Source organism: Runella sp. R0.1_18 (genome assembly GCF_057652155.1).
This window is the reverse complement of sequence record NZ_JBYFCK010000001.1, coordinates 259,929-281,384: the sequence shown is the minus strand read 5'-3', so window position 1 is coordinate 281,384 and position 21,456 is coordinate 259,929. Positions and strand designations below refer to the sequence as shown.

Below are 21,456 nucleotides of genomic sequence, written 5' to 3'. Positions count from 1 at the left end.
GGCTATTGTTTTTCCAAAAGATACATATAGTCCACATTTCCTTGCTGTGAAGCAGAAACGTATGGGTACATTTTACGATAAACTTCTTGGAGCTGAGGGAAATTTTCTTGGAAAATTTTGCTGTAGTCCGCCTTCCAAAGAAACCCTTCGTTGCCGCGGTAGTTGATGTTAACCAAAGCGCTGGCGAAGTACTCAAAACCCCAAACGTATTTTTTGCTACAACGCACCATTTCTGACATGATTCGCGGTAGGTCGTCGGGAGCGATGTGAATAAGCACGCCGTTTGTTACTACCACATCAAAGTAGCTGTCCTTGAAAGGAATATCAAAACCAGACGCTTGGATGATGTTTACGTTTTTAACGATTTCTTTGGCTTTTTCTACTGCGTAATGTTGTAACTCAATTCCGTACAAATTGGTGAAACCCATTTCTTGGAGGCACCGTAATTGTAGCCCAATGTTACAGCCCACTTCTAAGATTTTGGCATCTTTGGGAAGATCACGGAGGCAGTCCTCGTTCATCTGAGTCTTTGTAATTCCCCATTCGTGCCGATAAAAGTCGTCATATTGAGCTGACGTCCAGTTGTTTCTATCGGAATAGGCTTTGCCAAACTCTCCGCTCCAAAACGCTTCCTGTGTGGTTGTTGACATAATGTATTTATGAGTGATAAAAATCAATAATAGTTTGAATAACGAATGCTTGTTGTTCCTCCGTGAGGGTAGGGTACATCGGCAAACTCAAGCAGTGACGGTAATAGTTTTCGGCGGCGGGGAAATCGCCTTCTTTCCATCCTTGAGCGCGGTAATACGGCATCAAATGGCACGGAATGTAGTGAACTTGGGCGAAAATTTGGTGTTCGCGTAAGTGGGTATAAAGCCCCAAACGGTTCTCTATCTCTACCACATAAAGATGGTACGCATGGCCTTCAACCACGCCCGATTGACCTTTGATAAACGATAAACCCTCAAAAGCTTTGCTGTAAACTTGCGCAATTTCGCGACGTCGGGCAAGCCCTTCGTCGGCCCTCGCCAGCTGAGAAATTCCCAATGCTGCCTGAAAATCGGTAAGGCGGTAATTATAGCCTAGCGTTTGCATTTCCATGTACCAGCCTGGGTAGTTGGTGGCTTGCTCTTCGCCTGCGGCAAAAGCAATGGAGTTTTGGAAACCATTCGCATCGCGACTGATGCCGTGGGTACGAAGTGTCAGCAGTTTTTGATAAAGTGAAGCATCATTGGTAGTAATCATGCCTCCTTCACCGCAAGCAATGTGCTTAACGGGGTGAAATGAAAAAATGGCCAAATCGGCAAATTGTCCGTTTCCGCAGCGCTGCATTTGTCCTTGACTATCGTTGAAATAGCCTCCTGGCGCGTGGCAAGCATCTTCAATAATCCACAGGCCGTATTCATCAGCAAGAGCCCGAAAAGCCTCTAAATCAACCGCGCGCCCCGCAAAATCAACGGGGACAATCCCCTGATATGTCCCTTTGGGAGCGGAAGCTAGCAGGTTGCGCACTGCGTCGATGTCCAATAAATACGTCTCAGGGTCAATGTCGGCAAAAACCACCTCCCCGCCGCAGTAGCGGACACAATTGGCCGATGCCGCAAATGTAATGGGCGTGGTAATCACTTTTTGGCCTTCGGTTACGTCCAATGCCAGCGCACACAAGTGCAACGCGGCGGTTCCGTTGGCCAGAGCCACGGCATATTTAGCCCCGACGTATTCTGCAAATGCGACTTCAAATTGATGAATAGTAGGGCCTTGCGTCAGAAAATCAGCGCGTAAAGCCTTGGTTACTACCTCAATATCTTCGTCGGTAATATTTTGTCTTCCGTAAGGAATCATACTTCAAAATTGGGGTCAACGTGCTGCTTGATTTGTTGGCGTAAATCATCGACTGTAAGCCATTCGTCATTGGTGCCCGAGTTATACTCAAACCCGTAAGGGACTTTGCGGCCGTTGAAGGCTTCTACGTAATCGTCCATACTCCAAATAGGCGTACTGGGGCAAATAACGTAGTATTTATCAAGCTCGATGGTATTGAGCGAATCGGTTTCGGTAATCATTTCCTCGTGGAGTTTTTCCCCAGGACGAATCCCCACAACTTCTTGGCGTGCGTTAGGAGCAATGGCTTCGGCTACGTCTGTGATGCGGTAAGAAGGAATTTTTGGCACAAAGATTTCACCTCCCCAAGCATTTTCGAGCGCAAACAAGACCATTTTTACCCCGTCTTCGAGCGAAATATTAAAACGAGTCATGTCAGGGTGAGTGATAGGCAAAACTCCCTCTTTGCGCTTTTGCAAGAAAAAAGGAATCACCGAACCGCGCGAGCCAATGACGTTTCCGTAACGCACGACTGAAAAACGAATATCGCGCGCGCCTTTGATGTTGTTGGCCGCCACAAACAATTTGTCGGAACAAAGCTTGGTCGCGCCATATAGGTTGATGGGAGCGGCGGCTTTATCGGTCGAAAGAGCTACCACTTTTTGGACACCCGTAGCTAAGGCCGCCGTGATGACATTTTGACCGCCTAAAATGTTGGTCTTGATGCACTCCATCGGGTTGTACTCTGCCGCAGGAACTTGCTTGAGTGCTGCTGCATGAATGATAATGTCTATGCCTTCGCACGCCATCGTGAGGCGGGCTTCGTCGCGAACGTCACCAATAAAATACCGTATCACGGGGTATTTGCTGTGGCTAAATTCTTGTGACATTTCAAACTGCTTCAATTCATCGCGCGAATACACCACCAAACGCTTAACGTCAGGGTATAGCTTGAGAATTGTTCTAATAAATTCCTTGCCAAATGAGCCTGTTGCGCCAGTTACAAGGATTGATTTTCCGTTTAACATTATTTAATCAAGAGGATTATTCGGTGGTTGATACCTGCACGCAAACTGCGTTAGGCTTGTTTTTTGGTACGAAAATCTAGGAACAAAGCTCCGCCGATGAGCAGTAGCCATGCAATAGAAGCGTACAAATCTATTTTTTGACCTTGACTAACCGTTTTTGCATCAAATTTAAATTCGATGGTGTGTTTTCCTGCTGGAACAACCATCGCTCTGAGTACGTAGTCAGCTCTAAAATGAGGGGTTTCTTTTCCATCAATGTACGATTTCCAATCTTCGTTCCCTTTGTAGTACATTTCTGAGAAAACAGCTATTTGAGGGCTCGATGTGTTGGATTCATACGCCAATTTTGTGGGGTGATAACTCGTCAGACGAATCGTCCCTGTGCTGTCAGACGATGGTTGTGCTCCTTTTAGAGTTTCAGCAAAACGTTTATCTACAACGGCGGTTTTACCTGGGTTGAAATTATCTAACGCGGCCATTTCTTCGTCAGGATTGTTGACCATTTTCAATTCACGCACAAACCAAGCGTTTCCAAGTGCCCCAGGGTTTTGTTGTACTACAGGCTGTTTTTTCTCGTCAGGTACAATGAAGTATTTTGTATTGAGCATGTTGAAAACAGCCATGTTGTTTTTAACCATCTGGCGCTCAATCAGGTCTTGTGTACGACGCAGTTTTGAAGCGCTATAACCTCCCACCGACTTGTGGAATGCCGAAGCTCTTGGGTCGGCAAAAGGATTACTGGTAACATCCAACACGCGATAATTAGGGTCGGTATCGCTCAAAATTTGCTGATCCGCAGCGTTAGGTTCTACGTTTTGAGCCGATTCAAATTTAGGACGGAAATCGTCATTGTTGAGGTAACGCTTGTTGACGCTCCACATGTCTATCAACGTCAGCGCCGAGATAATTCCGACAACGGCCGTGGTGTTTTTGAGTTTATTAGTAACAAAAGCCCAAAGAACCGCCGCCGCCAACAGAATGAAAAGCACAGTGCGCAAGGCGTCCGAACGAAGCATAGAAGCACGGTCATCGAGAAGGGCATTGTAAAGGTCATTCGCCGCTGCTTTATTGTTGCCAAAACTTTGAGCAATTTGCTCAATAAACGCGGTATCGTTGGCGCTTCGTAAACCGACTAAACTAGGAACAATCGCTAAAATAAGGGCAAGTCCCGCAGTAGCTCCTAAACTTATGAACAATGGCTTTTTGAATTCTTCCCATGAAGGACGGTTCTCAATGAGTTGCTTTACCCCGAGCGAAGCGATGATAATCATACAGAACTGCGTCAGTGAAAGAATCATGCTTACCGAACGGAACTTGTTGAAGCCTGGAACGTAGTCAAATAAAAAGTAATTGAGGGCCGTGAAATTTCCTCCCCAACCGAGCATTAAGGTGAAAATGCCTGCAATCAGGAACGGAATGCGGTAGCGTTTTTCGGCATAAAATAAGCCCAGTACAAACAAGAAGCAGATGATAGCCCCTGAATATACCCCGCCACCTACGAAAGTCTGGTCGCCCCAGTAGGTAGGTAATTGATAGGCAAATTGAGCGGCATTTTGCCCGTCCACGCCGTAGCGAGTAAGGGTTTTGTACGATTCTGAGTTGGTATCTAACTCACCACCCGAACTACCACCCGAAAAGTCAGGAATCAAAAGCGTTAGTGATTCAAGCTTACCATAACTCCACCCAAAAGCGTATTCTTTGGTGAGCCCTTTGCTATCGTTGTTGCCTGCGCTTGAAGCCTCTCCTTTGGCAGGAGTAAGTTCTGACCCGCCGCGAATGGTTTCTTTGGAGTGGTCATAAAGTGTCCAAAGCCGTGAGGTATTGGTCGCTAAAGCCAATGCACAAAAGACCGCCGAAGCACCAAAAAAGATAAGAAGAGATTTTACTGCACCATTTTTTACCGCTCTAATGGTTTCAAAAATGGCTAAAATACCTAAAACAATGGCTGAATAATACGTAATCTGAGGGTGATTTGCATGAATTTGTAACCCAAGCCCCAAACTAAGAAGTACCGCTCCTAGCCAAGGCCGTTGGTTAAACCCAAAAATAACCCCAGCAGCCATCAAGGGAAGATACGCCACAGCATATACTTTGGCGGTGTGCCCAGCTTCAATGATTTGAAAGTTATAAGTAAAAAATGCGTATCCTATTGCCCCTAAAACACTTGTCCAAAGGTCACACTTAAACCCCCTCAACATCAAATAAGCGCCAATTAAATACATACCGATGAAGGTCGCTTTGATGTTAAATAGGGTATAAATCAGTCCGTGAATTTTGATAAAAATACCGTTTGAATAATCGCCTCCCACCAAAAAAGTAGGCATTCCCCCGAATAAACTGTTGGTCCAGCCAATGTATTCGCTGGCGTATTTGCGTATTTCGCTCTGAAGGGCTATGAAACGATCAACATCGCCCATCGCCAATTGCTGCCCTTTCAAAACAGGGCTCATGTACATAATGGCAAGTGCTAAAAAGCCAATAATGGCAAGTAGGTGTGGTAAAAGACGACGGAAGTCAAACTGGTTTCTCATATAAAGGTTTTATAGATTGCACAAAATTATAAAAAAACTCCAAAGGTGGTTGTTTCAAGGCTTGGATGGCTGAAATTGGGAATGATTCTCTATCTTTGCTCAACGAATGAGAGATTCCTAATTGATAGCAACCCATGCTGATTCCATTGCATCTTCCTTCTCGCGAGCAATTTACTGATGATGAATTGGTAAACTTCTGCCTTTCAAACCCCGATTTGATGGTAGAGCGTAATGAGTTTGGACAAATTTTTATCAATATGTCTCCTACCCATCTGCTAACCAGTTCTAACAACAGCGAATTGAATGGCGAGTTTGTTATTTGGAATCGTCGAACAAAAGCTGGGAAAGTAATTGATTCTAACGGCGGTTTTTTCTTGCCCGATCGCTCCATGCGTGCGCCTGACGTGGCGTGGATTCGGAAAGAACGTTGGGCTGAATTATCAACCGCTGAAAAAAAATCGTTTCCGTATTTAGCCCCTGATTTTGTGCTTGAGTTAGAATCTGACACGGATAATTTGGAGGATTTGAAACAAAAAATGCAAAAATGGATTGACAATGGCGTGCGATTAGGTTGGCTGGTAGCCATGAGTGAACAACGAACGTACATCTATCGGCCGTATGCGGCTATTGAAACTAAATTATTTAGTGAAACCCTAACAGGCGAGGAAGTTCTCGTCGATTTTGAAGTAGTATTGACCAATATCTTAGAAATACCGTAGTAATGAAAAAACAAGTTATCTGCACAATCACCTCCCTTTTACTGAGTTTAGGCGTATCCTTTGCGCAAGAGTCCCCTTCGGAAGAAGATTTTTACAAAATTGTTACCCCACCTGTTCCTGAGGGTATTTTGCTCGAAGTAGGAGGGATGACGACCCTTCCCGACGGCCGTTTGGCCATTGGAACGCGCCGAGGCGATGTTTGGTTGCTCGAAAACCCGACAGGCTCAAAGCCGTACTACAAAAAATTTGCTTCAGGTTTACACGAAATCTTGGGTCTTGTTTACCAAAACGGCGCTATGGTTTGTGCGCAACGTGGAGAATTGACAAAATTGATTGACAAAGACCACGATGGCAAAGCGGATGTTTATGAAACAATCTATGCTTGGCCGTTGTCTTCGCACTACCACGAGTATAGCTTTGGGCCAAAGATTGCGCCTGACGGGTCGTATTTTGTGTCGGGGAACGTTGCTTTTGGTGACGAAGAATGGTGGGCAGGAGAAAGCCGCCGTCCGTTGCGTGGTTGGATTTTTAAAATTACCCCTGATGGCCAAATGGAACCTTGGGCAACGGGTGTTCGCTCACCTTGCGGTTTAGGAATGGTTGACGGGGAGTTGTTTTATGACGATAACCAAGGCGATTGGATGGGCTCGGGTGGTATTTGGCACGTGAAAAAAGGTGCTTTTATGGGACACCCAGCAGGGCTCAAGTGGGCCAACAGCCTTACTAATTCTCCCATAAAAATTACCCAAGAAGAAGTATATGCGATGGTTGACCCGCGCAAAACGCGTGACAAAAACGGCAATGCCATCAAGCCCGAAAACGTACAAAACGAGAAGTTCTTGACGTTGGCTGATATGAAGAAAAAATATCCTGAAACGCAACTTCCAGCGGTGTGGTTACCTCACGGTATCTTAGGGGTTTCAAATGCTGAGATTTTAGCGGATCAAACGGGCGGGAAGTTTGGTCCTTTTAGCAACCAACTTTTTGTGGGAGACCAAGGGCAAAGTAAGGTAATGCGCGTTTTCTTAGAAAAAGTAAAAGGTGAGTACCAAGGCGCTGCGTTTGACTTCCGTTCAGGATTCCAGTCGGGAGTTTTGCGTATGGCGTGGGCGAATGACGGCGGGTCGCTTTACATCGGTGAAACCAACCGTGGATGGGGTTCGTCGGGTGATGCCAACCAAGGATTGCAGCGATTGGTATGGAACGGAAAAACACCGTTTGAAATGAGAGCAGTTCGTGCGATGCCTGATGGATTTGAAGTAGAGTTTACACTTCCAGTAGATAAAAAATCGGCTGAAAACTTAGCTTCGTACGCGGTTCGTAGCTTTACGTACAAGTATCATCCAGTATATGGAAGTCCTACAATTAACGAAGCTAAATGTGCTATCAAAGGCGTAAAAGTATCAGAAGATGGCTTAAAAGCACGTATTGTGGTGGACAACTTGCGTGAGCACTACATCCACGAATTGAAACTTGACGGAGTGCGTGCTTCTACGTCGTACTGGTCTTTGGTACACCCAACGGCTTTCTATACGTTGCATAATTTGCCTGATGGCGAGAAGTTGAAAGTTGCTGAAATGAGCACAAAGTCATCAGCTACGACAACTGCGACGAAAACTACAGAAAAGAAAACCGCAACGGCATCGGGTAAAGCACCAACGTTTGAGGAAATTAAGCCTTTATTGGCCAAAAACACGTGTTTGGCTTGCCACGCGGTTGACAAACGTCAAGTAGGGCCTGCTTATACAGAGGTGGCAAAACGTAAGTATTCAAACGAAAAAATTGTAGAGCTTATCTATAATCCTAAGCCTCAAAACTGGCCAGATTATGCCACGCCAATGGCTCCTATGCCGCAGGTACCGCGTGATGAAGCGCTCAAAATTGCAGCTTGGATCAACTCGTTAGCGCCAAAATCAGCGCCAAAGCCGTAAGTAAAAACTTGATTCGATAGACCACAAAAAAGCGTAACCTCACATAGCAAGAGGTTACGCTTTTTTGTTAACGCCCAACTTGGGAATTTATTCAGGCTTTACTAGGTTGCATCACGACGTGGACTTCGGCGGGTGCGGGTGCTAGGATATTATCGGAGGTAAATTGTTTGCTAATGTGTTCGTGTATAAAATAATAAACATCCCAGTAACGGTCTGGGTGTGTCCAAACGCGAACATCGAAGAAAATAGCATTTTCGGTTAATTTTGTTACCAAAACATCATGTTCGGTTTCTTTGAGCGCCTGAGGGCAACTGGCAATAACTTTCTGAATAGAAGTTCTGATTTTATCGACTCCGTTTGGAGCGCCTGCGGCAAAAACCATGTCCACCCGAATCTTACCTTTGCCAGAAATATTGGTAATTGCCCCTGTCGATAGTCCGCCATTGGGTAGAGTAATGGTTTTGTTATCGGGAGTAAGCAAAACGGTATCAAAAATGCGAATGGCTTCTACGTGCCCAGTGAAGCCTTGGGCGGAAACTAAATCTCCGACACGGAATGGTTTAAAAATTAGAATTAATACGCCACCAGCAAAATTGGCCAAACTACCCTGAAGTGCTAATCCAACGGCTAATCCAGCTGCCCCTAAAATGGCGACAAATGAAGTAGTTTGAACACCGAGTATCCCTGCACAACTCAGTAAAAGCATGATATTGAACGTGACAGCCGTCAGGGAAAGTAAGAAAGGCTGAACATCACGGTCAATCTTTGCATGAGTCATTCGAGTGCTTAAAAAACGCATAACCGTTCCGATAAGCATTCGCCCAATCATAAACGCAAAAATAGCGAGCAACACTTTGCCACCGTATTGGGTGACGGCTGCCATCATTTGATTTTTAAACGTGGTTAAATCTAGCATGGTAGTAAGGAATTGATGGAAAATTTGCCTTTTGACCGCTTTACTGTCTATTAGTCACGTTACATTTGTGCTGTTACAGATTAACCAGAATCAAACTATGATTACATCTATGATTGTTGCCGTTGCCCAAAACGGGGTAATTGGGCGTAATAATCAGCTTATTTGGCATTTACCCAACGACCTCAAACAGTTTAAACGACTAACGACTGGTCACCCAATCATTATGGGGCGTAAAACGTTTGAGTCTATTGGAAAACCCTTGCCAAATCGTATTTCTATTGTTATTACTCGAAGTAACGAATGGCAGCATGAAGGCGTAGTGGTGGTGCATTCTGTGGAAGAGGCCATCGCAGTGGCACAAAAGATGCAAACTGATGAAGCTTTTGTCATTGGTGGTGCCGAGATTTACCGTAAAATGTTGCCTTTGGCGGATAAACTTTACCTGACCGAAGTCAAAGCTGATTTTGAAGGAGATGCGTATTTTGAAGCCATTTCTAACACCGAATGGGAAGAAATTAGTCGGGTTGCTCATTCGGTTGATGAAAAGCATTCGGTACCGTTTGATTTTGTGGAATTAGTTCGTAAATAGCGCTGAATACGCTTTATTATCAACTAATTACCTCTAACGCCCAATGAAAAAGGTCTTCCTTGCGCTTGCAGTTTTGCTTTTAGCGCTGATTTCTGTGTTGGTTTTTAATACGCTTCGACTAAGCTCCAAACAGATGCAAGGAATCGCGCCTTTGCCCGCGCTTACGCTTAACGATTCGGTCGTGAGCCACTTGTCAGAAGCTATTCAATTTCGAACGGTTTCGTACGAAGATTTGTCGTTGATGGATAGTACGCAATTTGAAAAATTTGTGGGGTATTTGGCAAAAACGTATCCCTTGGTACATAGCCGTTTGAAGTTAGAAAGAGTAAATACTTACGGGTTGTTGTATGAGTGGAAAGGAAAAAATGCTTCCTTGAAGCCCGCGCTTTTGATGGGGCATTATGATGTTGTTCCTGTTGTGCAAGGCACCGAAAAAATGTGGAAACATCAGCCTTTTGCGGGCGACATTGCCGAAGGGTTTGTGTATGGACGCGGAACGCTCGACGATAAAGTGACGGTGATGGGGGTGCTCGAAGCCGTCGAATATTTACTTAAAAATAACTACACGCCTGAGCGAACGTTTTACTTGGCATTTGGGCACGATGAAGAAATATCGGGAAGAAACGGCGCGCAGCAAATCGCGGCTTTGTTGGAAAGTCGTAAAGCGGAGTTAGAGTACGTAGTTGACGAAGGAGGAGTGATAAAAATTGACGGTGTTTCGGGAATTAATCAACCTATCGCGCTGATTGGGGTGGCGGAGAAAGGATATACAACCTTACAATTAAGTGCGACGGGCGACGGAGGCCACTCGTCCATGCCTCCCGCTCAAACCAGCATTGGAATGCTCGCGGAGGCCATAGATAAATTACAGAAACACCCGTTTCCAGCTCGATTGGGTGGGGCGGCGGGGTATATGCAGGACTATTTAGCCCCGGAAATGCCTTTTTCCACCAAATTGGCGATGGCCAATCGTTGGCTGTTAAACTCAGTAATCATTGGTATATTGGAAAAAACGAATGCAGGAAATGCCATGGTACGCACCAGCATTGCACCTACGGTGATTCATGCGGGGGTGAAAGATAACGTACTGCCCGTAGAAGCCATTGCCAAAATCAATTTTCGGATTTTGCCTGGAGATTCAGTCAAAACGGTGATTGATTACGTAAAAAAGACCATTGGCAATGACCGAATTACGGTCGAATCGCTCAAACAATTTGATTCAGAACCCTCTCCTGTTTCTGATACCGCTACGGTGGGTTTTCGTTCGCTTCACCGAACCATCAAAGCATGTTTTCCTAATGCAATTGTTGCACCGTATTTGGTGGTAGGGGCCACCGATGCACGTTATTACCGAAAAGTGTCGAAAAACTTGTACCGTTTTATGCCCGTACGCATGAACGACGAAGACCTCAAACGCCCCCACGGCACCAACGAACGCATAAGCGTTGAAGATTTCAAGAATGTGGTACGGTTTTACATTGAATTGGTGAAAGCAGGTTAGGTCATTGTTGGTTATTAACCATGAAAATTGTAAATTTGATTTTCAATTTTCATGGTTAATGATAATAGACCGCCATTTAACTACCCGAATCTTAGAGGATTCCACGTTTTTTCCTGCCGTAGCCATTATTGGACCTCGGCAAGTAGGAAAAACAACGCTGGCAAGAAACCTACAATCTCAACTCTCTAAACCAAGCCTTTTTCTTGATTTAGAATCTGATAGCGACCGCCAAAAGCTAGAAGATGCCGAAACTTATTTGAAAGCTCATGCTGAAAAATGTGTTATTATTGACGAAATCCAGTTGAAGCCAGAGCTATTTTCTTTATTACGGCATTTGATTGATATTCGCCGTGAGCCCATGCGTTTTTTACTATTGGGGTCGGCTTCTCCTGAATTAATTCGCAAAACTTCGGATTCATTGGCTGGGCGCATCGCTTATCACGAGCTGGCGCCATTGTCATTGTTAGAGATAGAAAATAGTGATAAAAACTGGCAAAAGCATTGGTTTCGAGGTGGTTTTCCTGATGCTTATTTAGCCCCAACGGGTACAATGAACCAACGTTGGTTGGGTAATTTTGTACAAACTTTTGTGGAACGCGATTTGAGAGCACTGAGTTATAATTTCAACTCAAATACAATACTGAGTTTGCTTCGTATGCTGTCGCACTTACACGGAGGAATACTCAATACCAGTGATTTATCTCGCTCCTTGGATTTGACTCATCCCACGGTTAAGTCTTACATTGATGTCTTGGAAGGAGGATTTATAATCAATCGCTTACTTCCTTATTTTGTCAATGTGGGTAAACGACTCACCAAATCCCCTAAAATTTATATTCGAGACAGTGGTATTCTTCATAGTTTGGTTCGAATTAATCAATTTGAACTATTGCTGGAAAACCCACTTTTGGGGGCATCATGGGAAGGTTATGTGATTGAGCAAATAAAAAGAGTCGCAGGAACGGAATGGGAGTACTACTTTTATCGTACTCATAACGGTGCTGAAATTGACTTGCTACTGATTGCCCCCAATGGTAAAAAAGTGGCGATTGAAATAAAATATTCTAATGCGCCAGTGGTATCGAGAGGTTTTTATGAATGTAATGAAGATATTAAGCCCGATTTTAAATATGTAATTATCCCAACGGGAGACTGTTACATTAAGAATCATTCGGTTAAAATAATAAACCTTTATGAGTTTTTAGCTGTAGAGCTCAAGGTTATTTTAGCATAACTGTGAATCTCTTGGTAGAAGTAGAGATTCATTTTTTATATATCAACCATGAAAACTGTAAATTTGATTTTCAATTTTCATGGTTAATGGAGAGCAGACATTTTACTAAGCCTTTCCAAAAACATCAAATCCCTGAATAGGTACCCTTGTCAAGGTTCAAAACCTTGACAAGGATTACCTAATTCTATTTTTTTCCCTCCACCTTCGGCGGAATAAGTCGATACAATACGGGCGTTACAATCCGAGAAAGCAGCGTTGAACTGATTAAACCTCCAATCAGTACCCAAGCGAGAGGCGAATAAAGAGGGTTACCTTCAATGGCCAGCGGTATCAAACCTCCAATGGCCGTAAGTGACGTTAGAACAATGGGTACAAAACGAATTTCGCCTGCTTCCTGAATCGCTTCCAACAACGGCCTACCTTCTTCTCGAAGCTGGTTGGTGAAATCCACCAGCAAAATGGAGTTTTTTACCTCAATTCCAATCAAGGCAATCAGGCCAATGACGGCCACAAACGAAAGCGGATAACCCACAATCCAAAGCATCGTGAAAGCCCCAATAATACCCAACGGAATGACAGAAAGCACGATAAGTGAGCTCTTGAACGTGCCAAATTCAAGAATTAACACCCCTAAAAACCCAAAAGCGGTAATCAAAATGATGGTGCCGAGGCCGCCAAAGGATTTCTCGCGTGCTTCCAATTCGCCCGCTGCTTTGTAGCTAAAGTCTTTCGGGAAGGGATGTTTTTCAAGTTTGGACAAAATATCGTTATAGACATTGTCCACCAAAAAACCACTTTTTACAAAAGCGGAAATCGTCACAAAACGGTCACGGTCAAAGTGGCGAATTTGGTTGGTTGAGGTTTCAAATTGCACATCCGCAATTTGGCGAAGTGGTATCGCCGAGCCCGTCAATGTGTTGATATAGAGATTGTTTAAAACATCAGGCGTGGTGGTTTTTCCTTTGGGCAGCGTCACATTAATGGCGTAGTCGTCACCGTTACTATCTTTGAACGTTCCGATGTTTAAACCTGCAATGGCCAAACGAACCGTACGGTTAATATCGGCAATCGACATTCCTAACAAACCTGCTTTTTCTTTGTTGATTTTTACTCGTAAATCTGTTCGACGTGTGGTAAGCGGATTTTTAACGTAAATGGTGCCTTGGGTATCTTTTAAGATTTTTTCTACGTCTGCCGCCACTGTGCGCAATTGTTCAAGGTCGTCGCCCAAAACGCGAATAGCGATAGGCGCTTCGGTATTAGGACCTTGCTCAAAATCAACTACTTCTACGTTCGCGTTGGGAATGTATCGTAGCTTTTCGCGAAGTTTGTCAATGATTTTCTCTTTTTGAGGAGGGTGAATTTCATCTTGAAGCTGGACAAATACCTCCGCATAATTGCTTGCCTCAGAGCGCTCGATGACGTTGTAATACATCCGAGGGTTTCCGCGCCCAACGCTGGTTGAAAAGTACTTAACCTCAGGGACTTGCTTCAGTTCATTCTCGACCAAGCGAGCTACGCGGTTGGTTTCGTTTAGGCTACTCCCTTCGGGTGTCTCAAACGTAACCCTAAACATGGGTTTTTCCGACTTTGGAAAAAGTGCAAAACCAATTTGTTTTGGAATCAGTAAGGATGCGCCAAAAATGAGTCCTGCAAATAAAAGTGAAGGCAGCGGATGACGCAATGCCCAGTTGAGCAAACGACTGTATGAACCAGAAATTACTTTTTTCAACGCTCTCAAGAAAATATTCCCTTCGGGATTATGGCTATTTTCTAACAAACGACTGCTCAAAAATGGCACAATCGTAAGCGATACAATCATGGATGCGATGATGGTCATGGTGACAGCCGTGGGAAGGCTTCGAATAAAATCTCCTGAAGCTTCGGGTAAAAACATCAAAGGTAAAAAGGCTAATACAAGGGTAACGGTACAGCCAATGACGGCCAGCGTAATTTGTCGGGTAGCTTTGATGGCGGCTTCACGTTTACTAAACCCGTCTCGAATCCAGCGTTCGATGTTTTCTACGACGACAATTGAGTCGTCCACCAAAATTCCTAAGGCAACGATTAAACCTACTACACTCAACTGGTTGATGCTGTAACCCAAGTAGTTGACGGCCGTAAGTCCAATTGCCAGTGAAAGCGGAATCGAAATCATCACCACCAAAGCAGCCCTGAAACCGAGTGGTAGCAAAGTGAGAGCCACCAACAAAATGGCAATACCAAAGTCTTTGGCAAAGCGTTCGAGGCGTCGGTCAACACTCACCGATTGGTCAAAGTACTTTACCATCTTGATGTGCTTCGGCATCGTTTTCTCAAATTCGGTTAGGCTTTGGTTTAGTTTCTTACCCGTTTCCGAAATGTTTTTACCCGATTTTTGAGCGGCTACCACCAACACGGCACGGCGCCCGTTGAGTCGGGTAAAATTGGTTTCTTCTTCGTAGTTAAAATCAACGTCGGCTACGTCGCGGAGTGAAATGATTTTTTGGCCGTTGGTAGCCACCACCGTATTACGGATTTGGTCAAGAGATTCGTAGTCACCGCTGGTTTTTACGTTGAAACGCCGCGCTCCTTCCTGAACACTTCCTGCGGGAATGTTGAGGTTTTCACTTTGTAATGCTCCTAATACTCGGTTGACGGCAATGCCTTCTTGGGCCATTTTTTCAACATTGAGCGAAATCCGAACGTTTTCTTTGGGAAATCCGTAATCTTTCACTCCGCGCAAGTCTTTATTTTTCTCAAGTACTTTTCTCAAACGTTCGGAGTACTGAGCCATTTCTTTATACGAAGCGACTTCCGACACCAAAGCCACTTGTACGATGTTGACCAAACCTGGATCAAACTGAAAATAACGAATATCGAAAATATCATTCGGCAAAATACCCCGCATCGAATTGACTTCACGAGCGATTTCTTGCTTCTTTTCGTCGTTGTCAACCGCATAGTCGTATTCCAGCATAAAAACGGCTAGACCGTCGTCAATGGTTGTACGGATGTTGCGAACGTCCTTTAGCTCATTGAGGCGTTTTTCGACGGGGTCAACCACCAACTCCTCCATGTCTTTGGGGTCAGTACCAGGGTAAATTACGGATATAATGAATGTAGGTGCCTCGAAGGTCGGGTCTTCGGAGCGGGGCATGGTGAAAAGGGAGTTGAGTCCCAGCGCGACCACTCCTACAAACATCACCAGCATAAACTGCCAGTTTTTGACGGAAAATTCGGATAAATTCATTGTTCTTAGCGTCTTTGCGTGATTAAAAAGTGATTCATCAATGGTTATTTTACAATCACGGTAGAGGACTCAGTTAGGAAAGCACTACCAGAAGTGATTACTTCTGAAATGCCTTCTAAACCATTTGTAATCAAAACTTTATCGCCGTCCACAAAGCCAATTTGCACAGGCAAACGCTTCACTTTTTTGCGGGTTTCATCCAACACATAAATGAAAGCTTCTTTGCCATTTCCTTCCACAATTGCTTCTAGTGGCACAACAGTATAAGTGCGACTTTGGACGGGTTTTAATTCAACTTTGGCAAAAAGTCCTGTGGCCAAACGCTTTCCTTTGGGCGCAATTCTCACTTCAATTTCGTACAACTTATTCATGGGGTCGGCGGCAGGGGCGAGTTTGGTAATGCTGCCAGAAAATGCTTCGGAGGGGTAGGCATCAAGCTGCACATTGGCTTTGTCACCTACTTTTAAGCGCGCCCAATCTTTGTCTGAAACTCCCACACGCACCACCCAGTCACCCTGACGATTGGACGTAATGTAAAAAATAGGTGTCCCAGGCCCCGTCAATTCACCTTCGTTACCCATTTTCTTGACAACCGCGCCATCGATGGGCGAAATGATTTGGGCGTAGGAACGGTTAAACTGAGCGATTTGGAGATTCTGTTTGGCAATGTCAAGGGCAGTTGTCACGTTTTGCATTTGCTCCAGCGTGGCGGCGGTGTCCTTTAACATGTTTTCGACGCGCTTAAAGTCTCGTTCAGATTTTTCAACGCCGTATTTGGCCTGATTCACTTGCGCGTCGATTTCAGTAGTATTAAGCGAAGCGAGAAGTTGGCCTTTGCTCACCCTTTGGCCTTCGGTCACATATATTTTTTGGATTATTCCGCCAATTTTAAACGACAATCTCGCTTCTTCTGACGAGGCAACCAACCCAGACGCAACAATACTTTCAGAACGGGTAGCTTGGTCAATTTTAGTGAGCGAGACGGGCACCAATACCTCATCTGTTTCAGGGTTTTTTTGTTGGGTTTCGTCTTTTTTTTGGCAACTTATAAGAAGCAAACTAAATAATAATGAGCTACTTACTAAGCGAAATGTGTTATGTAAAGAGTTCATAGTCAAAGAAGTAGGTTAGTTAGTTGATGGCTGTGATTTTATTGAGAGTAGCTTGTTTAGAAAGTATATCAAACTGTGCCAAAGATTCTTGTAATTGGGCGTTGAGCAATTCGCTTTGGGCTTTGACGTATTCAATAAGTAGGACATTGCCATTACGATATCGACTGTCGATGACTTTGAAATACTGTTCGGCTTTACGGACACCGTCGGCCAATGATTTCATCGATTCTTTGGCGGCTTGAAGCTCAAAATAAGCCTGCGTCGTTTGGAGTTCAATCTGTTTTTCAACTTCAGATTGCTTTGTTTTTAACAACTCCGTTTGAATCTTAGCCTGTTGAATTTTTGATTTTCGCTCGTATCCTTTAAATATATCCCATTGCAAACCTATTTGAGTTACAAGGTAAGCTTGTCCCGAAAATTTATAGCCAAATCCTTGAAAACCACTGTTCCCGCCAATAAAAACGGACGGTCGTTTTGCTGCCTTTTCGTGGAGTGTAATGGCAGTTTGTGAAGCTAAAATAGATTGAGCAAGCTGTTTTAATTCTTGACGATTTTGAGTGGCTAAGCTAGTCAAGGAACTTAGAGCAGGGGAGGGTGCAATGAATTGCTTTTGATTAGCTGCTAAAAGCAATGAATCGATTTTAATATCGCTTCCGAGCTCGCGATTGAGCAAAAAATTAAAATAGGCTTTGGCTACGTTTGAGTTTTTCGCGGCCACAATTGCTTGCTGTTCGAGTTTGCTTAGCTCATATTCAGCACCTACCACGGCATCTTTGGTAACCACATTATTAGAAACAAGCTTTTGGTTGAGCCGTACAAGTTCTTGGAGGGTTTTCTTGGCGTTATCAAAAATCTGCAAAGCCTCCTGCGACTGTAAATACTGAAAATAGGCCGTTTCAATCGTGTATTTTAGCTCATTTTCTACAACGCGTTTACGCGCCTCTTGCGCGGATAGCAACGTTTTCTGAATCAGGTAATTGTACTGAATTTCAGGGTTGTAAATTGAGTATTGGAAACTCAATTTAGTATCATGAAAATGATTAGGAGCCAGCAACTCATTGACATTTTCCACCTGGGGAAAATTGTTGGTTTGCGTGAGCTGGTTGAGAGTGTTATAAACTGGATTCAGCAAGTCTCCCACAGGAAAGGCCAACCGACGCCCACCTGCGGCCAAGGAGTAAGTGGGATTGAAGCTCACTTTTGGATAAAAAAGTGATTTAGCTTGTACGATGGCTTCATTCACTTTTTGGATTTCAAGCCCTTCTTGTTTGAGTGAAAGGTTGTTTTGTAAGCCTTCTTGTATGTACGTTTCCAAAATGGCCGATTGTTGGGCTACTGCTCCTAAACTACAAAGAATCAGTAACCACAGGTGAATAGTTCTAATCATATATTATTTAATAAACAGTGTTCAGATAATAGGCAAAAAAACGAATTTAGTCGAGTGTCTAATCTTACGTTATTAAAGGGTCTCTTTAATCATTTTAGTAAACAGCACAAACGACTGCTGCATTCGTTGCAATTGTTGGTTGTCTTGAAACATGCTCATGCGGTTTTTTAAGTAAATAGATACCAAACCGTGCATATAAGACCAAATAGTAATAGCCGAAACCTCAATATCCGTATTTTTAAAATAACCCGCCGTTACACATTCTTGAATCGCCCATTTGAGTAATCCGAACGATTTTAGTCCATCTTCCCACACCTCATCGCGACAAGCTAAGGCTTCAATGGGGGCTTTCATGATAAACATAAGGTCATATAACTCAGGATTTTCGACGGCAAACTTGATGTACCGATGCCCCATTTCAATCAAGCGTGCAAAGGAGTCTTGGATGGTTTGTAGCGAACTGAGTTCCTCCATCAGTTTTAAGAACGCTTCTTCATGGAGGGCAAAAAATAATTCGTTTTTGTCTTTATAGTATAGATAAATGGTGGCTGGACTGTATTCTATGACGTCTGCGATATTTCTAATACTTGTTTTTTCATACCCTTGCTCCAAAAAAAGCTCCCGTGCGGCGTTCAAAATGAGTCGTCGCATGTCTTCTCTCTCTCGTTCTTTTCGCTCTAGTATTCCCATGAAATAGAATAAATGTTTGATTGATATTGCAATTTACTGAACAGTGTTTAGTAAACAATAGGTGTTTATAATTTTGTTCCAAACCTGCTCTGAAAAGTTTTCTCGTAAGAAGATTATGTTAAGATATTGGCTGAAAGAGAGATTATTACCTTATATTTTTTTATATTGCGAAAACCTAAAAAACTTGATGTCGGTATGGGTAGGAAAGTCTTAATTTTGAATCAAGATTACTCCGCTTTAGGCATTTGTTCGGTTCCTAAAGCCTTTTTACTCGTCTATTTAGACAAGGCCGAATTGGTTGCTGCATCTTCGGTGTTTCAATTACATACTGTAAGCACTTCATTTCCGCTGCCAACAGTTATTCGCCTCAACCGTTACATTAATCTTCCCTACAAAGGCGTGATGCTCACGCGGCAAAATATTTTCAAACGTGATGGGCATCGGTGTGTATATTGTAGTTCGACGGAAGACCTTACGTTAGACCACGTGATGCCAAAATCTAGGGGAGGGCGAACAAGCTGGGAAAATCTGGCTACGGCCTGCAAGCGCTGTAATGCCAAAAAAGGGGATTGCACCCCGGAAGAAGCTTCCATGCCCATGCGTCATCGACCCTTTAAACCTTCATTTGTGCTATTTTTGCGCGATTATTCTGGGGCTGTAGAAGAATCATGGATGCCTTTCCTAACAAAGAGAGAAAAGGTGTATTAAAAATTGCATTTTTTTTGGAAAACATCTACCTTTGCACTCCGTTTTGCAAAAGGCGGACGTTTGTTTCACCAAATTTCAACCTAAATGCCGATAGGTTGATGTACAAAAGGCAATTTTAAAACTTATCATGAGTAAAGCTCAATTAGCTGATTTTGATTGGGATAGAATTGATAACCGTGGCTTTGGTAGCGGTTACTCAGTAGCTGAAAAAGCCCAGCTAGAACAATTGATTAACGGGACTCTTGCACCCGTCGCCGAAAAAGAAGTAGTTAAAGGTGTCGTGGTCGGTATGAATGACCGCGAAGTGATTTTGAATATTGGTTCAAAATCGGACGGTATCGTACCGCGTTCAGAATTCCGCGATTTGTCGGATTTGAAAATCGGCGACGAAATTGAAGTATATATCGAAAACCAAGAAGACCCTAACGGTCAGTTGGTTCTTTCTCGCAAAAAAGCACGCGTTATTACAGCTTGGGATAACATCCAAAAGTCATTCGACGAGGATTTGGTTATCGATGGTTTTGTGAAGCGTCGTACAAAAGGTGGTCTTATCGTGGATATCTACGGTATCGAAGCCTTCTTGCCAGGTTCACAAATTGACGTTAAGCCAATTCGTGACTTCGACATCTTCGTAGGTAAGAAAATGGAAGTGAAAGTTGTGAAAATCAACCACGCTAACAACAACGTGGTCGTGTCTCACAAAGTTCTTATCGAGAAAGACCTTGAAGCACAACGTCAACTTATCCTTACAAACCTTGAGCGCGGTCAAGTACTTGAGGGTGTAATTAAAAACATGACTAAGTTCGGTGTGTTCATCGACTTGGGTGGTGTTGATGGTTTGTTGCACATTACAGATATTTCTTGGGGACGTATCAACGATCCTTCGGATTTGTTGAGCCTTGACCAAAAAATCAACGTAGTAGTACTTGACTTCGACGAAGATAAGAAGCGTATTTCACTTGGTATGAAGCAACTCCAGCCTCATCCTTGGGAAGCACTTTCTACCGAGGTTGAAGTTGGCTCGAAAGTAAAAGGTAAAGTAGTAAACGTAGCTGACTACGGTGCTTTCCTTGAAATCATGCCAGGCGTAGAAGGTTTGATTCACGTTTCAGAAATGTCGTGGTCACAACACCTACGTAACCCACAAGATTTCTTGAAAATCGGTGACGAAGTAGAAGCAGTTGTATTGACATTGGATCGCAACGAGCGTAAAATGTCTCTTGGCTTGAAACAATTGACCGCTGATCCTTGGACACGCCAAGAAATCATCGAGAAATATGCAGTTGGTTCAAAACACAAAGGTGTAGTTCGTAACTTGACTAACTTTGGTCTTTTCCTTGAATTGGAAGAGGGTATCGACGGTCTAGTTCACGTATCTGACCTTTCATGGACAAAGAAAATCAAGCACCCAAGTGATTTCATCAAAGTTGGTGAAGAACTTGAAGTAATGGTACTTGAACTTGACGCTGATAACCGTCGTTTGTCTTTGAGCCACAAACACCTTGAAGAAAACCCATGGGATACTTTTGAATCAGTATTCGCAGTAGGTTCAGTTCACAAGTGTACTGTCGTTGGTAAAGGTGACAAAGTAGCTACGCTCGAATTACCTTACGGTATCGAAGGCGTTGCAGTGTTGAAAAACCTTGCTAAAGAAGATGGTTCGGTTGCGGAAGTAGGTGAGTCACTTGATTTCAAAGTAACTGAGTTCTTGAAAGAAGAAAAACGCATCGTTCTTTCTCACGCCAAAACTTGGCAAGATAAAGAAGAGCCTAAAGTAGAAGAGAAAGCGGCGAAACCTGCTAAGGTTGAAAAAGCAAAAGACGCAGAGAAAGCTACACTAGGTGACCTTGAGGCACTTTCGGCATTGAAAGAACAATTAGAAGAAGGCGAAAAAAAGAAAAAATCGACTACTTCTAAGAAAGTTTCAAACGAAACAGACGCTGAATAGTGAATTATTCAAAATAAAACACTATATTTGCACTTGGATATGAGTTAGCGATTTCGCTAACACTTTTAACAAAGTTTAGTATTTATCTAACACATTATCCAAGTGTTTT

At 43.6% G+C, this 21,456-nt stretch carries 16 protein-coding genes; 7 read left to right on the top strand and 9 right to left on the bottom strand.

Annotated elements, in window-relative coordinates; genetic code table 11:
• Positions 1-2 precede the first annotated feature (2 nt).
• From AC23P2_RS01170 to AC23P2_RS01155, 4 genes are read right to left on the bottom strand one after another with little or no spacing between them, the layout of a single operon-like run.
• The gene (locus AC23P2_RS01170) at positions 3-650 is read right to left on the bottom strand and encodes a pseudaminic acid biosynthesis-associated methylase (RefSeq protein WP_472488950.1); all 648 of its coding nucleotides are present in this window, start codon (positions 648-650) and stop codon (positions 3-5) included.
• Between the two features lie 7 nt (positions 651-657).
• Positions 658-1,842 (bottom strand): UDP-4-amino-4,6-dideoxy-N-acetyl-beta-L-altrosamine transaminase, encoded by a 1,185-nt coding sequence (gene pseC / locus AC23P2_RS01165; protein ID WP_487771489.1) that lies wholly within the window; start codon positions 1,840-1,842, stop codon positions 658-660.
• Positions 1,839-2,849 carry a UDP-N-acetylglucosamine 4,6-dehydratase (inverting) gene (gene pseB / locus AC23P2_RS01160; RefSeq protein ID WP_037300354.1) on the bottom strand — a complete coding sequence of 337 codons (1,011 nt, stop codon included), beginning with the start codon at positions 2,847-2,849 and terminating at the stop codon, positions 1,839-1,841. The genes pseC and pseB overlap by 4 nt, the downstream gene beginning before the upstream one ends.
• A gap of 50 nt (positions 2,850-2,899) precedes the next feature.
• The gene (locus AC23P2_RS01155; protein ID WP_487771488.1) at positions 2,900-5,380 is read right to left on the bottom strand and encodes a hypothetical protein; all 2,481 of its coding nucleotides are present in this window, start codon (positions 5,378-5,380) and stop codon (positions 2,900-2,902) included.
• A 134-nt stretch (positions 5,381-5,514) separates the two neighbouring features.
• On the opposite strand from AC23P2_RS01155, the gene AC23P2_RS01150 reads away from it, so the two are divergent.
• Both AC23P2_RS01150 and AC23P2_RS01145 read left to right on the top strand, forming a co-directional pair.
• Positions 5,515-6,099 carry a Uma2 family endonuclease gene (locus AC23P2_RS01150; RefSeq protein WP_487771487.1) on the top strand — a complete coding sequence of 195 codons (585 nt, stop codon included), beginning with the start codon at positions 5,515-5,517 and terminating at the stop codon, positions 6,097-6,099.
• Between the two features lie 2 nt (positions 6,100-6,101).
• A complete protein-coding gene (locus AC23P2_RS01145) occupies positions 6,102-8,030 on the top strand; it encodes a c-type cytochrome (protein ID WP_487771486.1) in 1,929 nt (642 codons plus the stop codon).
• Between the two features lie 91 nt (positions 8,031-8,121).
• Here the strand turns inward: AC23P2_RS01145 and AC23P2_RS01140 are convergent, their stop codons facing one another.
• A complete protein-coding gene (locus tag AC23P2_RS01140) occupies positions 8,122-8,946 on the bottom strand; it encodes a mechanosensitive ion channel family protein (protein ID WP_487771485.1) in 825 nt (274 codons plus the stop codon).
• A gap of 97 nt (positions 8,947-9,043) precedes the next feature.
• On the opposite strand from AC23P2_RS01140, the gene AC23P2_RS01135 reads away from it, so the two are divergent.
• The 3 genes from AC23P2_RS01135 to AC23P2_RS01125 are packed head-to-tail and all read left to right on the top strand — an operon-like array spanning position 9,044 to position 12,270.
• The gene (locus tag AC23P2_RS01135; RefSeq protein ID WP_487771484.1) at positions 9,044-9,535 is read left to right on the top strand and encodes a dihydrofolate reductase; all 492 of its coding nucleotides are present in this window, start codon (positions 9,044-9,046) and stop codon (positions 9,533-9,535) included.
• Between the two features lie 43 nt (positions 9,536-9,578).
• Entirely contained in the window at positions 9,579-11,036 is a 1,458-nt protein-coding gene (locus AC23P2_RS01130; RefSeq protein WP_487771483.1) for a M20 family peptidase, read from the top strand.
• 58 nt (positions 11,037-11,094) lie between these two features.
• Complete coding sequence (locus tag AC23P2_RS01125; protein ID WP_487771482.1) at positions 11,095-12,270, top strand: ATP-binding protein; 1,176 nt, start codon at positions 11,095-11,097, stop codon at positions 12,268-12,270.
• A 184-nt stretch (positions 12,271-12,454) separates the two neighbouring features.
• On the opposite strand, the gene AC23P2_RS01120 is transcribed toward AC23P2_RS01125, so the two are convergent.
• The 4 genes from AC23P2_RS01120 to AC23P2_RS01105 all read right to left on the bottom strand — a co-directional run bounded on the left by AC23P2_RS01120 (position 12,455) and on the right by AC23P2_RS01105 (position 18,691).
• Entirely contained in the window at positions 12,455-15,502 is a 3,048-nt protein-coding gene (locus AC23P2_RS01120; protein WP_487771481.1) for an efflux RND transporter permease subunit, read from the bottom strand.
• Positions 15,503-15,546: 44 nt separating this feature from the next.
• Positions 15,547-16,614: an efflux RND transporter periplasmic adaptor subunit gene (locus AC23P2_RS01115; protein WP_487771480.1), complete on the bottom strand. Its 1,068-nt coding sequence runs from the start codon at positions 16,612-16,614 to the stop codon at positions 15,547-15,549.
• Between the two features lie 19 nt (positions 16,615-16,633).
• Complete coding sequence (locus tag AC23P2_RS01110; protein ID WP_487771479.1) at positions 16,634-18,001, bottom strand: TolC family protein; 1,368 nt, start codon at positions 17,999-18,001, stop codon at positions 16,634-16,636.
• A gap of 72 nt (positions 18,002-18,073) precedes the next feature.
• Positions 18,074-18,691, bottom strand: coding sequence for a TetR/AcrR family transcriptional regulator (locus AC23P2_RS01105; RefSeq protein WP_028524161.1), 618 nt, complete (start codon positions 18,689-18,691; stop codon positions 18,074-18,076).
• A 195-nt stretch (positions 18,692-18,886) separates the two neighbouring features.
• Here AC23P2_RS01105 and AC23P2_RS01100 point away from each other — a divergent pair, with 195 nt between their 5' ends.
• Together AC23P2_RS01100 and rpsA are read left to right on the top strand one after the other, a co-directional pair.
• Positions 18,887-19,399, top strand: a complete 513-nt coding sequence (locus AC23P2_RS01100) for an HNH endonuclease (RefSeq protein ID WP_028524162.1) — start codon at positions 18,887-18,889, stop codon at positions 19,397-19,399.
• A gap of 127 nt (positions 19,400-19,526) precedes the next feature.
• Positions 19,527-21,347 carry a 30S ribosomal protein S1 gene (gene rpsA, locus AC23P2_RS01095; RefSeq protein WP_183972070.1) on the top strand — a complete coding sequence of 607 codons (1,821 nt, stop codon included), beginning with the start codon at positions 19,527-19,529 and terminating at the stop codon, positions 21,345-21,347.
• The last annotated feature ends 109 nt before the right edge of the window (positions 21,348-21,456 follow it).